This is a genomic window from Citrobacter sp. Cpo012, assembly GCF_030333015.1.
In the GTDB taxonomy this organism is placed as follows: Bacteria; Pseudomonadota; Gammaproteobacteria; order Enterobacterales; family Enterobacteriaceae; genus Citrobacter; species Citrobacter portucalensis.
Window position 1 is genome coordinate 446,954 of the sequence record NZ_JAOWGR010000043.1, and the last position, 22,973, is coordinate 469,926.

Genomic DNA, 22,973 nt, shown 5'->3' on the forward strand with positions numbered 1-22,973 from the left:
GAATGAGAACTATACGCATTATCTTTACTGAATCAAGAATAATTACCCGAGAGTAAAAAACATGAAACAGAGGTTTGAAGATGCAGACAGGTGCGCGCGACTTCCGGTTTTTCATAATTACAGTGAATTATTCTGGACGAAAAGGCATCGCAGGCCACAGAATGCGCTTTACTGTTTTTCTAACATTTTCAAACGGGTGAACCTGTTGTACTTCAGCCACTCGTTTTTTAGCCAGGCCAGGCAACGACTGTCATGAATAAGATCATCAAACGACTGGAAATCGTCAAAAGCGCTATTGAACTGGAAGATGAGGAGATTATTTTCCAGCAGGTGGCGCATCTTAAAAATGAGCCTTTGTCAGTCGTACCTGGCACCATTGTGCAGGCGATCGAAGAACGACGCTTTGGTGATGCCCTGCGTGAAATCTCGGCCTGGCTGCAATCTCAACGGGCAGTCTCTGCGTGGCAGGATCCCGCCATTGCCGCCAGTAAGCTGGAACTCAAAGCACTCGAAACACAGCTGCGTGACCTGATCGATAAGCGTAACACGCGCATTCAAATCCTCGATGATTTCAACGATCTGTATCACCTTCGTCTTGGACCGCTGATGAGCCGCATTCTCGAACTGCGTAAACAGCTCGCCGCCAGTGCCCAGCGCAAACAGGAAGCGGAGCGAAAACGCCGGGAAAAAGACTATCAATCCTGTCAGCACTATATTTCCCAGGCTGTTGATCAACTGGCCAGGCTCAAGCAGCACTGGATGAACCAGAATTCAGATTCGCGCGAATCGGTGGAAACACGCCAACGTATTCAGCAGCAAACTGAACTGATTACCGCCCTGCTGGCGGAGATTCGTGAGCTGGAAAACGACTTTTCTCGCCAGGACGACAGCGCAACCCGTCAGGCACAGGAAGAGGCCAGCCATGAATATGATGAATATCAGGAGCAGCAGCAGGATGCACAGCATCGTTTTAGCCGTGACCAGCGGCTTTCCTCTGATGAACGTAATGAGTTAAAACGCCTGTGGCGTCAGGCAAGCCGTCTTTGCCACCCGGACGTGGTAGCCGATGATCTGAAAGAGAAAGCGCATCAGATGATGGTGCAGCTTAACCAGGCGCGCCAAAATGCCGATCTTGCCGCCGTCCGGGCGCTACTGACTCAATTGCAAAGCGGCCTCGAACCGATGATGGCGAGTGACCGATTGAACGATTTGCAGCATTTACGCAGCAAAATACAGCAGCTCAGAGAACAAATTAACGCGCTGCTCAAAGAGATTACCGAACTGGAAGCCGAGAACGCCTGGCGGCTTGCCACCTCCGTGACTGATAAAGAAGCCTACTTCTCCGATCAACAACGGGCGCTTACGGAAATCCGCAATACGCTGGAACAGCAGGTGCATCAGGTTGAACAGGAACTGTTGGCGGGCTAAGCCCTATCAGCAATAGCAATCAGAAAAAATAACCTCTTCAAGTGAGTTTTTAAAATTAAGCACAAAAAGCCAAAAATAGGATAATTCCCTAAAAAACTCACAACACTAAGAATTATCAACCTGAATATTCGAGTTTCAGGTCGATAACTGCAAATTTAGCGATATTTCTCTCTTCCCCTCGACGCCCCTTCTCTTTTTCCTGGTCTTGATTAAGAATTCTCCTACCAACCAGTAAGCCCATTAAGAAAAACGGGTATCCATCTGAAATATAATGTTTTTCATATAAATCCCCTCCAAAACAGATAGGAATACCCTGTCTTTATAGAAACCACTCAATCATTATTCATGCGATTCATAAGCGAAATCTATCAATCATTTACGCAGAGCTGAAATAAACGATTTATCTTAAATTTTAACAAAGTGTAATATCTACTTTAAGAATAGTTAATGATTCTAATAAATACAGAGAATATCTGTTTAATCTGGAATTAATAAGGATACGTTCACAGCACAGAACGTAATACGAGATTTAATTAACATTTCACGCGTCGCAAGAAACTCTTTTTTAACCTACAAAAAGAGGCGGCTGCTTGCACCAAAATTTCAAGGAGATCGTTATGTCAAAGGCTATTTTTTTGGGTGACTCAATTTACCCTTGGCTAGGCATGCGAGAAATCCTACGTGGCTCATCATTATATATTGATATCGCGTATTACTCCTCCCAGACGCTCTCTGCTGTCAAAATGCTTCCTTATGAAACGGATTGCATCATCATTAATCCTGACAAATCAGATTTTTTAAAATATGCCAGGATTATCCGCAACATGGCTTTACGACCTGTCACCAAAATTATTGTTTTGGCAGATGAAGCTACTTTTACTCTTTTTCAAACCGTTTGTGGGAAGAACATGCTGTTTCTTGATCAAGATGCCAGTCTTGATCGGCTACACCATGCCGTTACACGTATCACAAAAAACAATAACCAACAAAATATCAAAGCATTACACAACAAGATCACAGCAAACGAATTCAACGTAATGATGATGCTTGCACGAGGATGGTCACTGACACAAATCGCCGGGGCATCACAAAAAAGTGAAAAAACCATCGGGGCGTACAAAAGCAATATTGCCAGAAAACTCGGCAAAAATAACACCCGGCTCAAGTACACCATTTCTCACTATAGCCAGCCGTAACTGACTTATTTAAGGACAATTATCACGGTTATTATTTAAAAAAAGTTTTCTTTCGACTCGCTTTTTAATTCCGCATCGCACGGAAGGAAACCCTATTCCCAAAAATCTATTACCGGGTAGCACATCCGCGTGCCAACCATAGCCAACAACTCAATGTATTAACACATGCATAACAGGAATGTAGACGAGGGTTATATATGAACAAAGTTTACAGCATTATTTGGAACGCGGCGCTCGGTATCTGGGTGGTCGTTTCTGAATTAACCAAAGGAAAGAAAAAAAGCAGCTCGCGTAAAACGGTTGCGGTATTAGCAGCGGGTGCATTAAGCGCTGCTTCAATGCAGGTTTCCGCTGATCCGATTATCGATATCGGTGATCACAATATTTTCACCGACTACCAGGCAGGTATTTCCGTTGGGGATTATGCGGGTATCCACGACTACGGATTCTTATATAAAGATATCACTGCTGGTCAGGCGCTCAATATCAGCGGTGCGATCCCAACGATCAGTCCGGGTCAAAGTGGCGTTGTTGAATCAACGACCATCAGAGAGCTGCTGCAAACCGGCAAAATCACTCTTAAGGCCACCAGCCCTGACCAGAGCGTAAAAACGATTACTAATGCTGAAGAGCTGGCGGAATACCTCACGTACAACCGGTCGTCGACGCCTTCACAGAGCACAGAATTCTCTATTAACGACCCGGCATTTCCTGGTGAGCCAGCATCAATTAAAGTCTTTGATACCCAGGAGTTAAGTAGCTTTCTTACCGAATCACAGATCGGCGATTCGGTATTAAACACCTACGATCCAACGTTGTCTAAAATCTATAAACAATTTGGCATCGCGCTGGCGACAAATGGCTCCATAGCCAATCTGGATATTGGCAACGACACGCTCAATGTCCGTGACAAAGCCAATACTATCGAGTTGCTGGCTAAAGACTCCTCCTTGCTGGAGGCTCAGGACGCAGGTAGCCAGGTTAACTGGCAATCCGATAACTATATAAAATTTAACGCCGCCCCAGTTATCCCTGAAAAAACGTTCGCCGGTTCAGCGCAAACCTCCGTGTTTGGCGATGATGTAACACTCATGTCCTACGGCTATGATGCAGACGGTAAAGTAGTCGAAACGGGTACGCGCACATTTAACATTACCAGCACGCAGGAGCTGGCCGATTTTAACGACTGGCTGTTGGGTAAAAGCAGCGACGCAGCAGAAAACCCTGAAGGGCAAAAGGTCAGTCAACTGCAGTTGTGGCTGGATGTTGAAAACGGTGATATCACAACCGTCACCGCCGCGCAGACAAAATACGCGGAGCTGATTGATGGCTTGATCAACTCCAGCAAGTCTTCAGACGTGCTTACCTGGGATTACGACGTCTGGACCGACGGCTTGTCGCATAGCAATAACGCGACCGCTGGCCGCGGTGAGCTGCATGCTATTTACGCCAACGGTGCAGGCACCTCCGGCACCCTGAACAAAGATGCGATTATTGCCGTTGACGGCAGTATTAACGGTGTCATGAAATCCCTTAATGGCGGGGTTATCACTAACCTTGGCGAGCTGAACGCATTACGCACGTCTACCGGGCAGAGTCTGGCGATTGGCATGCTGGCAAAAGACGCGACGGCAACCAACAACGGGATCATCAACTCCGGGCTGTTTATCGACAAAGACGGCAACCAAAACGTCAACAGCTATGGCGCATTTGGCATGCAGGGGCAAGGCGCCAGCCAGATAGCAAACAACGGCACCATTAACCAGGCGATCACCACCGATAACTTTGGTACCGCGTCGGCAGCAGATCCCTGGAGTAAGGATGAGCCAGATTCTTCGCTGACGCTGGCTATTGGCATGCAACTGTCTGACGAATCGCAAGGCGTCAACAACGGCGATATCAACGTCGTGGACGGGCGCAAAAACGGTGCATCCTTTGCCAAAGGCACCGCTTATGGCGTAGAAGTCGCCGGGAATGCCACTTTCACTAACGCTCAGGATGCCTCAATTTATCTTGGTCGCGACGCAAGCGATCCGTCTAAAGATGTCACGATGGCTGGCGGCTCTAGTCTGAGCGCCGGGATCATGACCAAGAGTGCCAAAGAGGTGATTAACAACGGTCTGATCACGCTGGGAACCGGCATACGCAACGCCGCGGGGATTCTGGTCGGGAATGCCACGGGCAACGTCCTCAATACCGGCAATATCGTGATCAATGGAGGTTCTGGCGGGGGCAGCAGTAAGAACTACGGCATCTCCGTACGCGACAGCGGCGCGGAAAATAATCAGGAAATCCGCAACGACGGCAAGATTAACGTAAATGGCACCAACAACGTGGGGATCCACGTTAGCGCCAATAACAAAAATGCCGAAGTCACCACCAGCGCTTCAGGCTCTATCGTGGTGGACGGTGAAGGCGGTGTCGGTAACCGTAACTACGCTATCTGGGCAGAAGGCGGCGCTAACGGCCAGGCTGTGGTCAACGTCTACTCCAACATTACGCTGGATAAAGCCGGTAACATCGGTGTGCACGTACGTGATAACGCCATCGCTAACGTTGACAGTCTGAGTAGCCCGACATTTAACAGCACCGATCAGATTGGTTATTACCTGTTTGGTAAAGGCGCTACCGCCAACATTGGTCAGGCGGTGATGAATGACAATGGTCAGGATCGCACCACCATTTTCCGTATCGCCAATGGCGCATTGCTGGCCGGGAATACCACGCCGCCGAATGGTCAGGCTGGCTCCAACCTTGATCTTACCCTCAGCGGTAAGAATTCCGTGGGCGTTCTCGCCACCGGCGCTGGCAGTAGCGTAGATACCGGTGAAGCTACGTTTACCGTTAAGGGTAGCGACTCAGCGGCGCTGGTTATCGAAGGCGGCGCGAAAGGAACTATCAGCGATAAAACGACCATCAATTTAACCGGCGAAAGAACCGTTGCCGGGGTTGTGGATGGTCAGGCTCACCAGTTGAATGGTGACACGCAGGGTAATCCTACTAGCACCACCCTCACCTCCAACGCGAAGATTACCTCTGAAGCTAGCGGCAATGAGGTTATCGCCTATGTGGCGAGGAATCAGGGCAACCTGATCCTGGATACCAACTCGATTATTGATCTGGCCAGCGTCGACAGCATCGGCGTTGATGTTCAAAAAGGCGGGAGCTTAACCAATAACTCCTCCAGCGCCCTGCATGTCAGCAACGGCATCGGTGTTAGGGCTTCAGGTGCCAGCGCACAGATCAATACACTGGGCAAAGTTCAGGTTGATGATGGTACTGCCGGGGTTCTGCTCACCCAAGGAGCCAGCCTGCTGATTAACGGTATTTCTGGCGACAGTATTACTACCGATGGCACCGCTGACGGTATTCGTCTGGCCGAAGGCGCTGGCGCTCTGTCCGCGCAAAATGTGGAGATCAGTGCAAAGGGTGACGGTGCTGGCATTCAAAACGATGCTAACAATAACAATATCCTGTTACGAAACGTCACCATAAACTCCAACGATGGCGCAGGCATCCGCACCAGCGTGGCGTTGACCATGACCGATAAAGACAGCGCTGGAAATATCCTCAACGTCAACGGGAAAGGTACCGGCTTTGCCTTTGAAAAACGCGATGGCAGCTCGGTATCGGGCGATCTGACCATCGGCAAAGGCTACACCATTGAGGTGCTGAACAGCGAAGGCAGCGGTATCCGCGCTAATACCAACGGTAATGTCACCACCAATGCCGACATTAACGTGCATAACGACGCAGGCGGTTCGGCGATCATCGCGAAAAACGTCAGCGCCTTGACCAACAGCGGCAAGATTATCTCTGCCAGCACCACCTCACCGGTTATTGACGCCAGCGGCGACAGCAGTAAAACCATTACCAACACGGGAACCCTGCAGGCCATCAACGACACGGCCGTGGCCATTCAGTCCGGCAAAGGCAATGACACCATTGATATCAGCGGCGGTGTAACCAGCGGCGTAATCAATACCGGCGAAGGTGCGGACATCTTTAACTGGCGTAGTGGCTCCTATGCGGGTGAAGTGAATTTCGCCGGTACTGGCGGTAACAATAAAGCCAACATCGGCAATGTGACGCTGGATAAAACACGCCACATCACTACTGAAGCAGGTAGCGGCAACGCCCTCACCTTCACCGATACAAAAGGTGCGAAGATTGGTACGCTGGCTAGCGACAACCTGACCACTGGCACCAACATCGGCACCGGCTGGGATTCGCTGACCATCAGCGGCTCAAACGCAGATGTCCGGGTCGTAGAAAACCTGACGCTGGCAAGCAAAACCATTGCCGTAAACAATGGCGCAACCCTGAGCACCGGCGACCACGTCGAGCCGACCAGTACTGCCGCAAGCATTGGCGATTACAATGTTACGACCCAGGGCACAGGCAGCCGGGTTATCTTCGATACCCAGGGTAATGCTTCAGCGGCGCAAATTTATCGCGGTATCATCAGCGGTGACGGGAAGTTCGAACGTGCGGCGGGCGGTACCACGATCTTCACCGCTAACAATACCTACACCGGCTCTACCACTATCGCTCAAACCGGTACGCTGCAGTTGGGTGACGGCGGAAATACAGGCGAAGTCAGCGCCGTGTCGAATATTCTCGATGACGGCGTACTCATCGTTAATCGAGCTGATAAAGTTTGGCTCAACGGCGTGATCTCCGGTATTGGCGCGCTACAGCAAATCGGCGGCGGCATTACCCGTCTGAACGGCAACAACACCTATACCGGCGACACCACCGTTACCAACGGCACGCTGCTGGTGAATGGCGATCAAAGCGCGGCGCGCGGTGCCACCACCGTTAGCGGCACGTCCACACTTGGCGGTAATGGCACTATCGGCGGCAACGTGCTGATGAACGATGCCACGACCCTCAGTGCCGGTGACGGTGGTGCGGGTACGTTATCCATTAACGGTAATCTGCAGCTTGGTAGCAAAACGACTTCCGCTTTCGAACTGGGTCAGGCCTATACGCCAGGCGGCGCGCTAAACGATCTGATTAACGTCGCGGGCGATCTGCAACTGGACGGGACTCTGGATGTCACCACTTCACAGGGCGGTAACTTCGGACCGGGCGTGTACCGTATCTATAACTACGGCGGCACGCTGGATAACCAGACGCTGGAATTAGGCGCAATACCGGACAGTCAGGATAAGAGCAATATTTTTGTCCAGACCTCCATCGACAAACAGGTCAACCTGGTGAACGCCAACGGCGTTACCCTGCAGTTCTGGGACGGCGCAACCGTCAATCAGAGCCACGGCGCGTCGGGCATTGAAGGCGACAGCAAAATTGACGGTGGCGATGGCAAATGGATGGCAATCGGCAGCCAGGGTGATAACAACTGGACCACCGCAACCGGTGAAGGTAACGCCCCTTGGGCACAGAAGTCCTTCGCCGTCTTCACCACCAAAGGCGGTACAGTTACCGTGGACAACGCCGCGGGAGAAGTTAACTTCTCCGGGGCACAGTTTGATGCCGATGGCTATGTCGTTAAAGGCGATGCGCTTAACGCGTATGCCACCACGGAAAACGCGACCCACGCAGGCCAGACGCCGGGAACTGGCGAACTGCTGCTGCGCGTTGGCGCCGGTGGCGCGGGGCAAAACTATACCGCGACCATTGAGTCTGTTATCCGCGAAGCCAGTACTGCTGATAAGCTGACGCTGGTGAAAACCGACCTTGGCCGTCTGATTCTCAGCGGTGACAACGAGTATCGCGGCGGCACGCGCATTGATGGTGGCACGTTGCAGATCTCCTCCGACAGCAATCTCGGCCAGAGCGGAACTGACCTGGCAATCAATAACGGTTCAACGCTGCAACTGGGCGCGGACCTGACCAGCAATCGCACCATCGAGCTGGGAGCGAATGAGAACGCAGCGGTGTTCGATCTCAATTCGCATCACTTCACGCCAACTGGTGAGATTACCGGCGACGGTAAACTGAAAGTCACCAGCAGCTCTAGCGATGCGGGCAGCACCTTGTCGCTCGACCGCGCAAACAGCTACAAAGGCGACACAGAAATTGCCGGTACCGGAAACGCCAACAACGTGACGGTCAACGTCAGCAAAACCGGAGCCTTTGGCAGTAACGAAAGCAGCACAGTGAACGTCAATAAGGGCGCGACGCTCAATGTCAGCGGGACAGATACCAGCCTGAAATCCCTGACTATGAACATCGCCGACAGCCTGTTAACGTTGGCAGATAACGTCACCGCAGCGAGCGCAATGCTGAACCTGACGGGCACGGCGAAAGCGGTGTTAACCAACAACGCCACCGCGGGCAACGCGACGGTTAACGTGTCAAAAGACAGTACTCTGGCGCTGGAAGAAGACGCCAGCGGCGGTAATGCCACCGTGAACAACAGCGGACTGATGACCTTTGCTGACCAGGCGATGGCAGAAAATACCGTCGTTAAAAACCTGGCGGGCGGTAAGATCGATATCAGCGCAGTCGACAGCGCAACATCGATCGGCTCGTTGTCCGGCGCAGGTAATGTCGAACTGGGCAATAAAGAGCTGTCGCTGGGTAATCTGCATCTTGATGACACCATCAGCGGCATTATCAGCGGCAACGACGGCAGCCTGGTGAAAATCGGTGACGGTACGTTAACGCTGACCGGCGACAATACTTACACCGGCACCACGGACGTCAATGAAGGCGTGCTGCTGGTCAACGGTAATCAGTCTGCGGCTACCGGCCAGGTGACGGTGAAATCCGGGGCAACGCTTGGCGGAAACGGGATTATTGGCGGCGCGGTTGATGTACTGGACGACGCGCATATTACCGCAGGTGCGGCCATCAACAGCGTGGGTAAACTGACTACCGGTTCGCTGACGCTCAGTGATAACGCACAGCTGGATTATCAGTTTGGTCAGGCTTACACCCCGGGCGGTGCTTTCAACGACTTGATTGACGTAAATGGCGATCTGACGCTCGACGGTAAGCTCAACATTGAAACCTCACCGGGCGGCAGCTTTGATGTCGGCGTCTATCGCGTCATCAACTACACCGGCACATTGACCAACAATGTGATGGATATTGCTAACGCGCCGGAAGCGGCTGACAGCCTGTACGTGCAGACATCGGTGAAAAATCAGGTCAACCTGGTCAACCACGCAGGACTAACGCTGCGCTTCTGGGACGGCACCGGCGGTGAGAATGGCGAGCTGAAAAACAACGGCGTCATCAACGGCGGCGACGGTATCTGGCAATCCAGCCAGGGTAACGACAACTGGACTACCGATGAATCAACGCCGGAAGGCGCGCTGAACGCACCGTTTACCGATGCCGCGTTTGCCGTCTTCCAGGGTGAAGCAGGCAACGTGACCGTCGATAACAGCAAAGGCGACGTCATCATCAGCGGCGCGCAGTTCGCCACCGATGGTTATCGCGTGGGTGGCGAAGCCATTACCACCAATACGGCCAACACCCTGATTCGCGTTGGCGATGGCACAGTAGAGGGCGCCAACTACACCGCGACTATCGACAGCGTTATCCGCGGTACCGGCGGCCTGAATAAAGGCGATCTCGGTACCCTAATCCTCACGGGCGACAACACCTACAGCGGCGGAACGACCATCACCTCCGGGACGCTGCAGGTAGCGGGCGATACCAACCTGGGTGCGGCAGATACGGGAATTACCTTTAATGGCGGTACGCTGAAGTATGGCGAAGCGTTTGATACTGCCCGTCAGGTGACGCTGGAATCCGGCGGCGGGACATTCGACACCAACGGGCATGACGTTTCTCTGCTGACTGAAGTCGAAGGTAACGGTCAACTGACCAAAACCGGTAAAGGCTCCCTCACCCTGACGCTGGATAACACCTACACCGGTGGCACCACCATCGAACAAGGCGTTTTACAGCTGGGTAACGGCGGTGATATCGGCAGCATTCAGGGGGATGTCGTTGATAACGGCGTACTCAACGTCAATCGTGGCGATACCCTGGCGCTGACCGGCAATATCAGTGGTAAAGGCCAGTTGCATCAGACCGGTAGCGGCATTACCGAGCTGCAAGGTGAAAACAGCTACAGCGGCGCGACGTTGATCGCCAACGGCGTGTTGCAAGCGGGTAATGCCAACACCCTGAGTAGCGCATCGCACCACTATGTGGTCGCAGACACCACGTTGAACACTCAGGGTTACAACCAAACGGTAGCGGGCCTGAGCAACGGTGGCGATGTCTCGCTCATCGGTCAGCAGACTGGCACAACCTTAACCGTCAAAGGGGATTACACCGGCGAAAAAGGGACTATCAACATGGCGGCTATCCAGAATGGTAGCGGCTCAGGCATTGCCGACCGTCTGATTATCGATGGCGGTAAAGCCAGCGGTAGCACGCTGCTGGATGTCGATGGTTCTGGTCTCGGCGCGCCGACCATTGGGGATGGTATCGAAGTGGTGACAGCGCTCAATGGCGCAACCACCACCGCACAAACGTCGCGGGATGCCTTCCATCTTGCCGCCGATCGTATGGCTGCAGGTGCGTTTGAGTACCAACTGCATGCGGGTAATGCTCAGGGCCAGGGTGAAAACTGGTATCTGAGAAGTGAATACCGTCCAGAAACCATGCTGTATTCTGGCCTCGCCAGCGTCGTACGTCAGGGTGATCTTAGCCTGTTGGGTAACATGCACCAACGTATGGGTGACGAGGTTAAACCGGGCATTGATGAAGACAATCGCGCGTGGGCAAGAATGATTGGCTACTCCGGTAAAACCAAACTGGATGACGCGGCCGGTACACAAACCAGCTCCCATACCATGGGCATTCAAGTCGGCGTTGATATGTATGCTAACGAAAGCTGGAAAGCCGGGATGTATACCAGCATCCTTGATATCGACAGCAACGTGAAAGGCACGAAGACAGGCAGCGATGGCAAAGGCGGTAACATCGACGACAACGCATTTTACGTCGGCGGATATGCTACCTGGTTCTCGGGTGACGGTATGTATGTTGATAACGTCCTGCAGTACGGTAACCATAAATCCCGCCTGGAGGCGACCGGTAACAACGGCTCGTATACGGTCAGAGGCAACACGCTGACGGCGTCGACAGAGGTAGGTAAATCGTTCCGTTTAGGTGCCAGCGCATGGAGTCTGGAACCTCAGGCTCAGTTGATCTACCAGTACAGCGACTTTGATAACAGCACGCTGGATGGTGTGACCCCAACGAAAGTGAAAATGGATACTGCGGATTCCTTTACCGCGCGTCTGGGCGTGCGTCTGGTCGCTGACTATGACACCAACCATGGCAAATTCCAGCCGTATGGCAGGGTAAACGTCTGGCAGGGTCTGGGTTCAAAAGACAAAACGCACTTCACCAATGCGGTAGCCACCACCACGCTGGAATCTTCACAGCAGTACTCCAGCACTGAAGTTGCAGCCGGCCTGTCATGGTCCATCGATAGAAACCTGCAGGTCTACGGTGAGCTGGGTACGCAATTCAGCAACGGCGGCAGTAAATCGCAGGTAGAAGCGCCGGTCAATGCCTCTATCGGCTTTAAGAAATCGTTCTAAGCTGACATAAACTCACCAGCCCCCTGTTCTGCAGGGGGCTTTTTTTTGCCGTTCAAAGCCGCCTGATGCGCTACGCTTATCAGGCCTACAGACTTAACAGCTACGCGGAACAACCAAGGGGTTGGGAAACGTGAAAAGGAGGGATTAACGATTATATTGTGCTAAGAGTGAAGGGATCTCTTCTGCCAGCACCGGGGGAGAAATGAAAAAGCCTTGAATTTTGTCACAACCAATCTGCATCAACCGCTCCAGTTGGGACTGGGTTTCCACCCCTTCGGCAAGAACTTCAATGCCAAAATTATGCGCCAGTGAAATAATACCCTCAACAATCTTTGTTGATCGGGTGTCGGGCTCAATACCGGTGACAAATTCCTTATCAATTTTTAAAGTGTCAAAAGGATATTTCAACAGGTAATTAAGATTAGCATGGCCGGTTCCAAAATCATCAAGTGCAAGCTTGACCCCTATCGCCTTTAATTCCGTCATATTTTTAGCCGCAATCTGGCTGTCACACAGCGGTGACGTTTCCGTGACCTCTATTTGGCATCGATGGACCGGCAGTCCGGAAGTGGCAAGATTTTGTCTGACGCGTTGGGGTAGCAGAGGATCGCAGAATTCAAGCGCGGAAATATTGACGGATAATACAATGGGGTCAGGCCAGGAAGTTGCAACATCCCACGGAGAGTGAGTAACCATATCTTCAATGGAAATAATATTGCCGCTATCTTCCAGTAAGGCAATAAAAACATCGGGAGAGATCATACCCATCTGAGGACTATTCCAACGCATTAATGCTTCAAATCCGCTTATACGCTGGGCATGCAAATTGAAAATAGGCTGATAAACCATATAAAGTTGACTGGTATTCAAAGCCTTTTCAAGCGCAGTTAGCACCTCATTGGAATTAAACATTCCCCTCTCCCTCTACAAATCATAAAATTAAAAACCAGTCAAAATCACTCCCAAATTGTATCTACTATTAGGTGTATTACATCAGAAAAGAATGGTCAGGTTAGGGTAAAAAAGACATACGATGGGTAAATCTGACAATTAACTTATTTAAATCAGAGGTATTGGTCAGGCCAAGTTTGGCGACGACTCTCATCTTATGTGCCTGAATCGTTTTATAGTTCAGGCTAACTAACTCAGAAATTTCTTTGGCTGTATAACCACTTACCAGTAAGTTCAGGATCTGCTGTTCTCTTTCGGTTAATCTCTTCTGCGAACGATACAGTCGGGGGTTCCATTTCCCGACTGATAATTTCGCCAATTGACCAAAATCGCGCAGTGAAGATTTTTCAGTCAAAACTATTGTTTTTTCGACATATAATAACTCTACGCATAATTTCGCCACCAAACTATCAGCAACAATCACCACGACGTTATTATAAAATTTGAATCGGTTTTTATTCAAAAACTGAACAATGTCTGAACACGCTTGTTCATTATCAATGATATTAAAAACCATGGTTTGATGCTGGCATAATGATGACTGATGCAACATATCCTCAAACTGGAATGTTTGTATCGGTACATGTTTGCTGGTCAGGTAGGCAAACATACCATTGCCCACAAAATTATCACTGCCACACATCAACATCCTGTTCACCGTTCCTTATAAGCTTCTAATCTTGTTACTCATTAAAAATTTAATAATGATTTTCTCGACTTCAGTCTCTTCACGACGATTTTTAAAGTCGAACTCACATGAGATCTGATGACAGGAATACAACTGGTTATCCTCATCAAATTCATTGATCGGGACGACATCGATCACTTTTAAGTCCAGTTGTAAACTGCCAAAGGTATCGAAATCCAGAGATGCATTTTTAATCACCGCATCTTTATAAAGAAAACGGGCGTTTACATCTTTAACGATTAACGCACAACCACCCTGCGAGATATTTTTAATCTTGAGAGAGTAGTTTTCTCCATTTTTGTAACGACCAAAACAGAAAAAGTCATAACCCTTCAGGAATGAAAAACGCTGATTTTGTCTCTGCTGGGCAAAGAAAATCATATCCGGGATGAAGTAGGATAATCCTGCTTCCGCACCTGCTGACGAGGTTTGTTCGAACCTGGCACTAAATTTTACAATCCCGCTTTCACTGTGCAGGATAAAGTATTGGACCTTTTCAGGAACAATGTCTCCGTGTCCGGAGATGACAAACCGTTCGAAATCAATCTTCTCTAACTGCGTGATAACGCTACTGTCTCCACACAGGATTTCCAGTTTCGTTTTCTTATGAAGCTCTTCACGAAGGATAGCGATGATTTCAAACTTGTCTTCCTTTGCTAAGCCAAAGCTCATTCTAAAACCCTTATTTCCATATTTAAGATATGTCCCGCCTTTGGTTACTCACAAAACGCGAGATCAGCATCCACCCCTGGTGCTTAATTACCATAGTGGATTCCATGTCAAACAGTTGGTTAAAAATTAAGTTTTTAACTATCTTTAGTCAGTTATTGATACGTAAAAACATTTAATCAGGATTAATTCTAGCTCAAGCCAGGCCTAAAACCACGCGAACTTGCGTACTGGCTATAACAAAAGCGAATAACAAAATTTTTAAAATGAGGTTTTGAGATAACAAATAGCAAGAATTGTACAGAAAAAAATAAAGCAATCATGATGGAGGGGTTACGCAACATGCGGGTTGGCGTGCTATCGCGGGGGATAAGAGAAGATGTTTACTGCACTCTATCATTAACTAAAATATAGCCCTGACTCGTTATGCTTCTAAATTGAATAATTGCAATTTATATATGCTTAATAAATTTACCTTAAGTCAGAAAAAAAGCCAGCATCCTGCTGGCCCGGTAAGTACCGAATCGAACTATAGTGGCTTGCTATCTTACAGAGGGCACAACGTTAAAAATTCAATACCGCTGCTTAATTATTGATCGGGATGAATCTGCGATAATCATCACTGCTCCCGCCAACATTAACGTATCTTTTAACACCAACCGCCCAGCGCCTGACAAGTACGGAAATCCGTGGTGTAAATCACCCAGCGGCATTACCCATGCTTCTGGAGTGGTTATTAAAAATGATAAGGTAACAATTGGTGTGGCAAATGCCAGAACGCCGCCAATTAATCCCAACCAACGGCTAACAGGATTAGCCAGCACCAGCAAAGCGATAAGAACTTCGACTACGCCCAGGCCATTTGAGAACGTATACGTGTTATTCGCTGTCTGCCATTCACGAGCCTGTGGTTTGAATTCACCTTCGTGGGTTAAATGTTGTTTGTATTCTTCTGGATGCTCATAAAAAAATGACATTACCGGACTATTGGCGACAAACGGCGTAATGCTGTCGGCTTCGTAAGGTACAAATTTTAATAAACCAATCCAGATAAAAACAATCGCGATACTCAGGCGAATCAAGGTTAATCCAACTCTATCGCCTTTGCCCAATATACGAAGATACTTTTCCATCCCGGCTCTCCTCACTTGTACAAAATTGCCGTTGCGTGAGTGCTGCTATCAATGCGCATTGAGGTAATTTTCCAGGAAGTCGCATTCTTTTCCTGCGCCAGTTTCGCAATGGCATCTTCCACCACGGAAGGAGAGCCAGACACGGCTGATACGCTAACGTGGGCAACCTCGGTTTGCGCTAACGCGGAAAATGTCACCGGAGCAGTCAGTAACGCAGTCATTAGTAACGTAGTTTTAAGCATGTTCATTTCTATTTCCATTAACGAGTTATTTCAGTGGGAATATAATAAAACATGTCACTTTATTTTATTTCATCCGTAACGCCAGAATAACTGTCAATTAGTATCAGGAATATAAAAACAAATAAAAAAAAGCCCCACACGGGTGGGGCAAATATGCAGACTACGCTATTATCATTTTATGAGAGAAAAGAGATCGTTTAATGATTCGCTCATACTTGGATGGGTAAATATCTGGTCACGCAATGTGGTATAAGGTAACCCCGCATCCATAACCGTCTTGATGATATTAATCATTTCATGAGAATCCACGCACAGCAGCGACACGCCTAATATTTGTTTCGTTTCGCTATCCACCACCGCTTTAAGAACACCACGCGTATCATTCATCACACGTGCACGCGGGATAGCCGCTACCGGCAACGTCACGACTTGCACCGCCGCACCGCTGGCGCGAGCCTGTTCTTCAGTCATTCCGACGCGGGAAAGCGGCGGCGTCATAAAGACGGAATACGGTACGTTTTGGCGATCGCCCGTGTTACGTAACCCCTCGCCTAGCAGGTTGTCACGCACAATACGGAAGTCATCCAGTGAGATATAGGTAAATTGTAATCCACCAGTGACATCGCCCATTGCCCAAATGTTATCTGCCGATGTACGCAAATATTTATTCACAACAATGGCACCACGATCGTTTACATCCACACCCGCTTTCTGCAATTGCAGGTTTTCTGTCGCCGGTTTGCGACCTGATGCTACCAACAGCGCATCCACCGTCTGGGCACCCTCCGGCATGTGCAGCTGTACTGCACCATCATGAGAGGAGACCGACTGCACGTTGGCATTGAGGATCAGCTCGACGCCTTTGTCGCGTAAAATGTTGGCGATAGCGTCAGCAATATCCCGGTCTTCACGAGGCAAAAACTGCGGAGCTGCTTCATAAATAGTGACTTTGCTACCAAAGTTGGCAAACATCGATGCAAATTCAACGCCGATATACCCACCGCCCAAAATGCCCAGACGCTCTGGACGTTGCGTCAAATTCAACAGCCCGGTGCTGTCAAATACGCCAGGTGTCGTGGTTAATCCCTCAACGTTTGGAATCGTTGACTGGGCGCCAGTATTAATAAAGATTTTCTCGCCGCTCAGCTCAATCTCGCCTGTTGACTGCACGACTCGCACAGTATGGTTATCAACGAATTCAGCACGACCTTCAATCACATCCACGTTTTCCAGATCGGCAAGATTATGGAAATTTTTATCGCGCAGAAAACTGACAACAGAGGCCTTGCGTTGCATTGCTTCGGCAAAGTCATGCTGAAGTTCAGCATCATGTACCAGGGTTTTGGTTGGGATACAGCCGATGTTGATGCATGTCCCGCCATACATGGTGTTTGACTGTTCAATAATCGCTACCCGCCAACCCGTTTTGGCCAGTGTTGCCGCCAGCGTTTTACCCGCTTTGCCAAATCCAATAATAATCGCCTGATACTGATTCATGCTGTCTCTCCGCCAAGTCACTGTTCGTTTAATGAAATGAAGTATAGGTCTAACTCTGCCAGAACAATGTATCCACAACTCGCAGATAACTGTCAGATCGTCTAAATTAGCCTTAAAGATGACTAACATTTCGAGAATGAATTATTACACTAACACTTTGAAGGTATTAATATAATAATGAAATAAAGAGATAATATCGTTTCAACAAACGACAACAAAAAATGTTCAGGAGTCTCCATGGATGCCCTTAGCCGATTACTGATGCTTAACGACCCACAAGGCTCAATTGACAAAAACTGCCTACTGAGCAGGGACTGGCAACTGCCGCACGCAGCAGGTGAATTGTCCATTATCCGCTGGCATACGGTCACACAAGGGGCAGCCCAACTGGACATGCCCGATGGAACATCTTTTACTCTGCGGCCCGGTACTATCGTGATCCTGCCGCAAAACTCCGCACATCGGCTCTGCCAGTCTGGCGATGAACAAACACACATTGTTTGTGGCAGCCTTCGATTGCACGCTTCCTCACGCTATTTTTTAACTGCGTTACCGGAAGTATTGGTTCTGGCACCTGATGAAAATAGCCCTGTCAGCCAATGGCTCAAGGCCATGATTGCGTTGATGCAACAGGAATCCATGAGTTCTCTGCCAGGTTCCAGTGTAGTCTGCAGTCAACAATGCGCCACACTGTTCGCCTTAGCCGTTCGCGAATGGTTAACCAAGGCGACCCCCGTTCAAAACGTGTTGAATCTACTGCTTCATCCCAAACTAGGGGCTGTCGTCTTCATGATGCTGGAGTCACCGGCATTTGCCTGGACCGTCGAAGAATTGGCGAAACGTGCGCATATGTCGCGGGCCAGCTTCGCGCAGCTATTTCGTGAAGTCTCAAACTCCACGCCGCTCGCAGTATTAACCACATTACGCCTGCAATTCGCTGCCCAGATGCTGTCTCGCGGGTCGCAGCCATTGGTTGTGGTGGCCGAGTCGGTGGGCTACGCCAGCGAATCGTCATTCCATAAAGTCTTTTTAAGGGAATTTGGCTGCACGCCGGGTGAGTACCGCAAACGCGTGAAGGCACTGGAGGTATAACGCGGCGCCTGCTTCGGCAACAAATCCGAATGCAGGCGCGCGCTTTAGAGCATTATTTTTGACCGCGGTGTCTGTGCAGCCACATCAGCTTATACGCAGCCGGAATAATGAATAGCGACAGCAATGGTGCGGTGATCATACCGCCAATCATCGGCGCTGCGATGCGGCTCATGACTTCTGAGCCAGCTCCCGTCCCCCACAAGATAGGTAACAGACCCGCGATAATCACCGCCACGGTCATCGCTTTTGGCCGCACGCGCAGCACGGCACCGTGATATAACGCTTCATCCAGCTTATCCGCCGTAAAGGTTTGCGGATTTTCCAGCGCGGGTTCGGCTTCAATAGCGTGGCGCAAGTACATCAGCATCACCACGCCAAACTCCGCAGCAACACCTGCCAGGGCGATAAATCCGGTTCCGGTTGCGACCGACATATGGAAACCCATCCAGTAAAGGAACCAGATGCCGCCCACCAGCGCAAAAGGCACACTGGTGATAATCAGCAGCGCTTCGCCAAAGCGACGGAAGGCCAGATAAAGCAAGACGAAGATAATCATCAGCGTCATTGGCACCATCAACTTGAGCTTATGGCTGGCGCGCTCAAGCAGCTCGAATTGCCCTGAAAACGCCACGCTGGTCCCAGGCTTTAACTGGACCTTTTCAGCAATAGCCTTTTTCAGATCGTTCACCACTGAGACCATGTCACGATCTCGGGCGTCGATGTAAATCCAACTGGTTGGTCGCGCATCTTCGGTTTTCAGCATCGAAGGCCCCGAAACCACCGTCACATTGGCGACATCCGCCAGCGTAATTTGCTGTTTCATGGGCGTCAGAATCGGTAGATTACGCAATGCTTCCGGGCTATCACGATAGCTCTGCGCATAGCGCAGGTTGATAGGATAGCGTGCAATCCCTTCCACCGTTTCGCCCACCATTGCCCCTCCTACTGCTGAGGTCACAAACAGCTGCACAGCACCTACGGTCATGCCGTACCGGGCTGCTTTTTCACGATTAATATCTACGTTGAGATAGCGTCCGCCCACCAGACGCTCGGCCAGCGCCGAAGAGACACCCGGCACGGTTCTGGCCACCTCTTCAATTTGCTCCGCCGTGGCGTCGATATCTGCCAGAACATTACCCGACACCTTAATGCCAATTGGGCTTTTGATCCCCGTAGAGAGCATGTCGATACGGTTACGAATCGGCGGAACCCACAGATTCGCCAGCCCCGGCAAGCGTACGGTTTTGTCCAGCTCGGCGATGATTTTGTCCATCGTCATCCCCGGACGCCACTGGTCCTGCGGCTTCAGTTGGATCGTCGTTTCAACCATTTCCAGCGGCGCGGAGTCTGTTGCGGTTTCTGCCTTACCGGTTTTACCAAACACGCGCGCCACCTCCGGAACGGTCATGATCAGCTTGTCGGTTTTTTGCAGCATGTCCGCTGCCTGCGCCGCTGAGATCCCCGGCAATGTCGAAGGCATATACAGCAGATCGCCTTCGTTAATCTGCGGCAGGAATTCACCACCGACTTTATTCAGCGGGTAGACAACCGTCAGTATTGAAAGCACCGCCACCAGAATGGTGGTCTTGGGCCAGTGCAACACCTTCAGCAACAACGGATGGTAAATACGGATCAGAAAACGGTTAAGCGGGTTGCTACTTTCGGCCGGTATTTTTCCACGGACCCAGAATCCCATCAGGATAGGAATAACCACAATCGCCAGAAATGCCGCGCCTGCCATGGCATACGTTTTGGTGAACGCCAGCGGGCCGAACAGTCGCCCCTCTTGCCCCTCAAGCGTGAAAATGGGGATAAACGACAACGTGATGATCAACAGGCTGATGAACAACGCCGGGCCGACTTCTACCGAGGCGTCAGTAATAACCTTCCAGCGCGTTGCGTTATCGAGCTTTTCATTCGGATGCTGATGCCCCCACTCTTCCAGCCGCTTATGGGCGTTTTCAATCATCACGATTGCGGCATCAACCATCGCCCCGACGGCAATGGCAATTCCCCCTAGCGACATGATGTTGGCGTTCAACCCCTGGAAATGCATCACGATAAACGCGATACACAGCCCCAGCGGCAGGGAAATAATCGCCACCAGCGCCGAACGCAGATGCCACAGGAACAGTGCGCACACCAGCGCCACGACGATAAACTCTTCCAGCAGCTTGTAGCTGAGGTTATCAATGGCGCGATCGATGAGCTGACTGCGATCGTATGTTGTAACTACCTCTACGCCTTCCGGCAGGCTGCTTTTCAGCGTGTCGAGTTTGGCTTTAACGGCAGAGATCACCTCACGCGCATTTTTACCGGAACGCAGGATAACCACCCCGCCCGCGACTTCGCCTTCGCCATTCAGTTCGGCGATCCCACGGCGCATTTCCGGTCCAATCTGTACGCGCGCCACATCGCGCAGGTAAACAGGTACACCGTCGGCCCCTGTTTTCAGGACGATGTTATTGAAATCATCGAGCGTTTGCAGATATCCACTGGCGCGGACCATATATTCCGCTTCAGCCATCTCAACAGATGAGCCGCCCGCTTCCTGATTCGACGTATCCAGCGCCGATTTCACGTCCGCCAGGCTGATGCCATATTGCGTCAGCTTCATCGGATCGATAACGACCTGATACTGTTTAACCACGCCGCCTACCGAAGCGACCTCCGCCACGTTAGGAATCGTTTTTAACTCATACTTTAAAAACCAGTCCTGAAGAGAGCGTAATTCCGCCAGATCATGTTTCCCACTGCGATCCACCAGCGCGTACTCAAATATCCAGCCGACGCCCGTGGCGTCCGGTCCCATTTCCGCGCTAACGCCAGCCGGTAATTTTCCCTGAACCTGGTTGAGATACTCCAGTACGCGCGAGCGCGCCCAGTAAGGATCGGTACCATCTTCGAAAATGACGTACACGTAGGAATCACCAAACTGCGAGAAACCGCGCACGGTTTTCGCACCCGGTACCGACAGCATGGTGGTGGTCAGCGGGTAGGTCACCTGATTTTCAACAATTTGCGGTGCCTGCCCCGGATAACTGGTTTTGACGATCACCTGAACATCAGAGAGATCGGGCAGCGCATCAACCGGCGTATTGATGATGGTCCAGGTTCCCCAGACGCTAAGAAACAGCGCCCCCATCATCACCAGAAAACGGTTTGCCACCGAACGACGGATAATCCATTCAATCATTTATCATGTCCTCAGTGTGAATGGGTCGCCTGGGCTGGCATGGCGGCTGCGTCTTGCGCCTTACTGTTCTGGGCGCGCATACGGTCCAGTGCGCCAGAGATATTCGCTTCGGAATCAATCAGGAACAGGCCACTGGACACCACTTTTTCGCCTTCGGTCAGGCCGGAGCGGATAGCCGTCAGCCCCTGGGATTCATGGAATACCGCAACCTGTTTCGGCACAAATCGGCCTTCGTTATCAACGGTGATGACCCGCTGCTCGGTACCCGTATCAATCAGTGCTTTAGACGGGATCAGCAGCATTGGCTCGCTTTGTGTTTTCAGTTGCAGGTAAGCATTCATCCCGGGCTTGAGCGCCTCGTCGGGGTTATCGACCTGTAAACGGAGCTGGAGCGTACGCGTGGTAGCATCAACGCTTGGTAAGATACTCCACTTGCTGATGGTGAAAGGCTTATCCGGCCAGGCGGGCACGGTGATGGTAAATTGCGAGGCATCTTTAATCAGCCAGGCGATAGATTCCGGGACCGACGCGCTAACCCATACCGGGTCCATACCCTGAATTTTCGCGACCACATTGTCTTTGGAAATGTTCATACCGGTACGCAAATCGAATGCGGTGATCACCCCATCGATAGGCGCTTTCAGGGTAAAGCGAGTCTGAATTTTACGCGTCGATTTTAAGCGCTGGATATCTGCTTCAGGCATTCCAGCCAGACGTAATCTCTCCAGAATCCCTTCCACCTGCGTCGCGCTACCGCCCGTTTCCCGCAGCAATAAATATTCGCTCTGCGCCTCAACCCAATCAGGAATAGTCAGGTCGATCAGCGGCGAACCCTTCTTAATTTTGTCCCCCACGGTCAGCGGGTAAACCTTCTCGATAAAGCCCGCAGAGCGTGCCTGGACAATAACAAACTGGTATTCGTTATAACTAACGTTGGCCGGGAACGTTTGCGCGTAGTGCAGTGGTCCACGACGCACTGGCTCTGTTTTCAGCCCCAGGTTCTGGGTCTGTGTAGGATCGATGCGCACGCCTGGTGATGACGCGTTCGCGGTCTCTTCATCGGCATATTTCGGGATCAGATCCATATCCATAAACGGCGATTTACCCGGTTTATCAAAGCGCGTGTTCGGATACATGGGGTCATACCAGAACAACACTTTTCTGGCTTCTTTTTGCTGAACTGGCCCGGCTACAGACGATATTTTTGCCGATGAATAATAAGTATAAACACCGACAGAAATAATCCCGCCGGCAATCATGCTACCGAGAATAAGCGCGGTATTTTTAATATTTAAAGACGCCATAGTGATTTCCATTGCGCGATAGTCTCGCCCGCGTT

General features: G+C 50.6%; 12 protein-coding genes. 4 read left to right on the top strand and 8 right to left on the bottom strand.

Annotated features, from left to right (window positions below):
* Positions 1-252 precede the first annotated feature (252 nt).
* The 3 genes from OGX90_RS21975 to OGX90_RS21985 all read left to right on the top strand — a co-directional run bounded on the left by OGX90_RS21975 (position 253) and on the right by OGX90_RS21985 (position 12,166).
* Positions 253-1,428, top strand: coding sequence for a coiled-coil domain-containing protein (locus tag OGX90_RS21975; RefSeq protein ID WP_234692199.1), 1,176 nt, complete (start codon positions 253-255; stop codon positions 1,426-1,428).
* 617 nt (positions 1,429-2,045) lie between these two features.
* Entirely contained in the window at positions 2,046-2,624 is a 579-nt protein-coding gene (locus OGX90_RS21980; RefSeq protein ID WP_008784033.1) for a helix-turn-helix transcriptional regulator, read from the top strand.
* Positions 2,625-2,821: 197 nt separating this feature from the next.
* Positions 2,822-12,166, top strand: a complete 9,345-nt coding sequence (locus OGX90_RS21985; protein WP_286624687.1) for an autotransporter outer membrane beta-barrel domain-containing protein — start codon at positions 2,822-2,824, stop codon at positions 12,164-12,166.
* 144 nt (positions 12,167-12,310) lie between these two features.
* Here the strand turns inward: OGX90_RS21985 and OGX90_RS21990 are convergent, their stop codons facing one another.
* The 6 genes from OGX90_RS21990 to rclA all read right to left on the bottom strand — a co-directional run bounded on the left by OGX90_RS21990 (position 12,311) and on the right by rclA (position 17,346).
* Positions 12,311-13,078, bottom strand: coding sequence for a putative bifunctional diguanylate cyclase/phosphodiesterase (locus tag OGX90_RS21990; RefSeq protein WP_286624689.1), 768 nt, complete (start codon positions 13,076-13,078; stop codon positions 12,311-12,313).
* A 100-nt stretch (positions 13,079-13,178) separates the two neighbouring features.
* Positions 13,179-13,760 (bottom strand): helix-turn-helix transcriptional regulator, encoded by a 582-nt coding sequence (locus tag OGX90_RS21995; RefSeq protein WP_003831148.1) that lies wholly within the window; start codon positions 13,758-13,760, stop codon positions 13,179-13,181.
* A 21-nt stretch (positions 13,761-13,781) separates the two neighbouring features.
* The gene (locus OGX90_RS22000) at positions 13,782-14,477 is read right to left on the bottom strand and encodes a flagellar brake protein (RefSeq protein ID WP_008784030.1); all 696 of its coding nucleotides are present in this window, start codon (positions 14,475-14,477) and stop codon (positions 13,782-13,784) included.
* Between the two features lie 569 nt (positions 14,478-15,046).
* On the bottom strand, positions 15,047-15,607 hold the full coding sequence (gene rclC, locus OGX90_RS22005) for a reactive chlorine resistance membrane protein RclC (RefSeq protein WP_008784029.1): 561 nt from the start codon (positions 15,605-15,607) through the stop codon (positions 15,047-15,049).
* Positions 15,608-15,618: 11 nt separating this feature from the next.
* Entirely contained in the window at positions 15,619-15,849 is a 231-nt protein-coding gene (rclB, locus tag OGX90_RS22010) for a reactive chlorine resistance periplasmic protein RclB (RefSeq protein WP_048216347.1), read from the bottom strand.
* A 171-nt stretch (positions 15,850-16,020) separates the two neighbouring features.
* Entirely contained in the window at positions 16,021-17,346 is a 1,326-nt protein-coding gene (gene rclA, locus OGX90_RS22015; RefSeq protein WP_137377131.1) for a reactive chlorine resistance oxidoreductase RclA, read from the bottom strand.
* Positions 17,347-17,583: 237 nt separating this feature from the next.
* On the opposite strand from rclA, the gene rclR reads away from it, so the two are divergent.
* Complete coding sequence (gene rclR, locus OGX90_RS22020; RefSeq protein ID WP_191226291.1) at positions 17,584-18,438, top strand: reactive chlorine-specific transcriptional regulator RclR; 855 nt, start codon at positions 17,584-17,586, stop codon at positions 18,436-18,438.
* A gap of 52 nt (positions 18,439-18,490) precedes the next feature.
* Here the strand turns inward: rclR and OGX90_RS22025 are convergent, their stop codons facing one another.
* Positions 18,491-21,634, bottom strand: a complete 3,144-nt coding sequence (locus OGX90_RS22025) for a CusA/CzcA family heavy metal efflux RND transporter (RefSeq protein WP_241176332.1) — start codon at positions 21,632-21,634, stop codon at positions 18,491-18,493.
* Between the two features lie 11 nt (positions 21,635-21,645).
* The gene (locus OGX90_RS22030; protein WP_008784024.1) at positions 21,646-22,938 is read right to left on the bottom strand and encodes an efflux RND transporter periplasmic adaptor subunit; all 1,293 of its coding nucleotides are present in this window, start codon (positions 22,936-22,938) and stop codon (positions 21,646-21,648) included.
* Positions 22,939-22,973 lie beyond the last annotated feature (35 nt).

Coding starts and splice junctions, on each gene's coding strand:
- OGX90_RS21975 (WP_234692199.1), top strand. CDS start 253: ATGAATAAGATCATCAAACGACTGGAAATCGTCAAAAGCGCTATTGAA.
- OGX90_RS21980 (WP_008784033.1), top strand. CDS start 2,046: ATGTCAAAGGCTATTTTTTTGGGTGACTCAATTTACCCTTGGCTAGGC.
- OGX90_RS21985 (WP_286624687.1), top strand. CDS start 2,822: ATGAACAAAGTTTACAGCATTATTTGGAACGCGGCGCTCGGTATCTGG.
- OGX90_RS21990 (WP_286624689.1), bottom strand. CDS start 13,078: ATGTTTAATTCCAATGAGGTGCTAACTGCGCTTGAAAAGGCTTTGAAT.
- OGX90_RS21995 (WP_003831148.1), bottom strand. CDS start 13,760: ATGTGTGGCAGTGATAATTTTGTGGGCAATGGTATGTTTGCCTACCTG.
- OGX90_RS22000 (WP_008784030.1), bottom strand. CDS start 14,477: ATGAGCTTTGGCTTAGCAAAGGAAGACAAGTTTGAAATCATCGCTATC.
- rclC (WP_008784029.1), bottom strand. CDS start 15,607: ATGGAAAAGTATCTTCGTATATTGGGCAAAGGCGATAGAGTTGGATTA.
- rclB (WP_048216347.1), bottom strand. CDS start 15,849: ATGCTTAAAACTACGTTACTAATGACTGCGTTACTGACTGCTCCGGTG.
- rclA (WP_137377131.1), bottom strand. CDS start 17,346: ATGAATCAGTATCAGGCGATTATTATTGGATTTGGCAAAGCGGGTAAA.
- rclR (WP_191226291.1), top strand. CDS start 17,584: ATGGATGCCCTTAGCCGATTACTGATGCTTAACGACCCACAAGGCTCA.
- OGX90_RS22025 (WP_241176332.1), bottom strand. CDS start 21,634: ATGATTGAATGGATTATCCGTCGTTCGGTGGCAAACCGTTTTCTGGTG.
- OGX90_RS22030 (WP_008784024.1), bottom strand. CDS start 22,938: ATGGCGTCTTTAAATATTAAAAATACCGCGCTTATTCTCGGTAGCATG.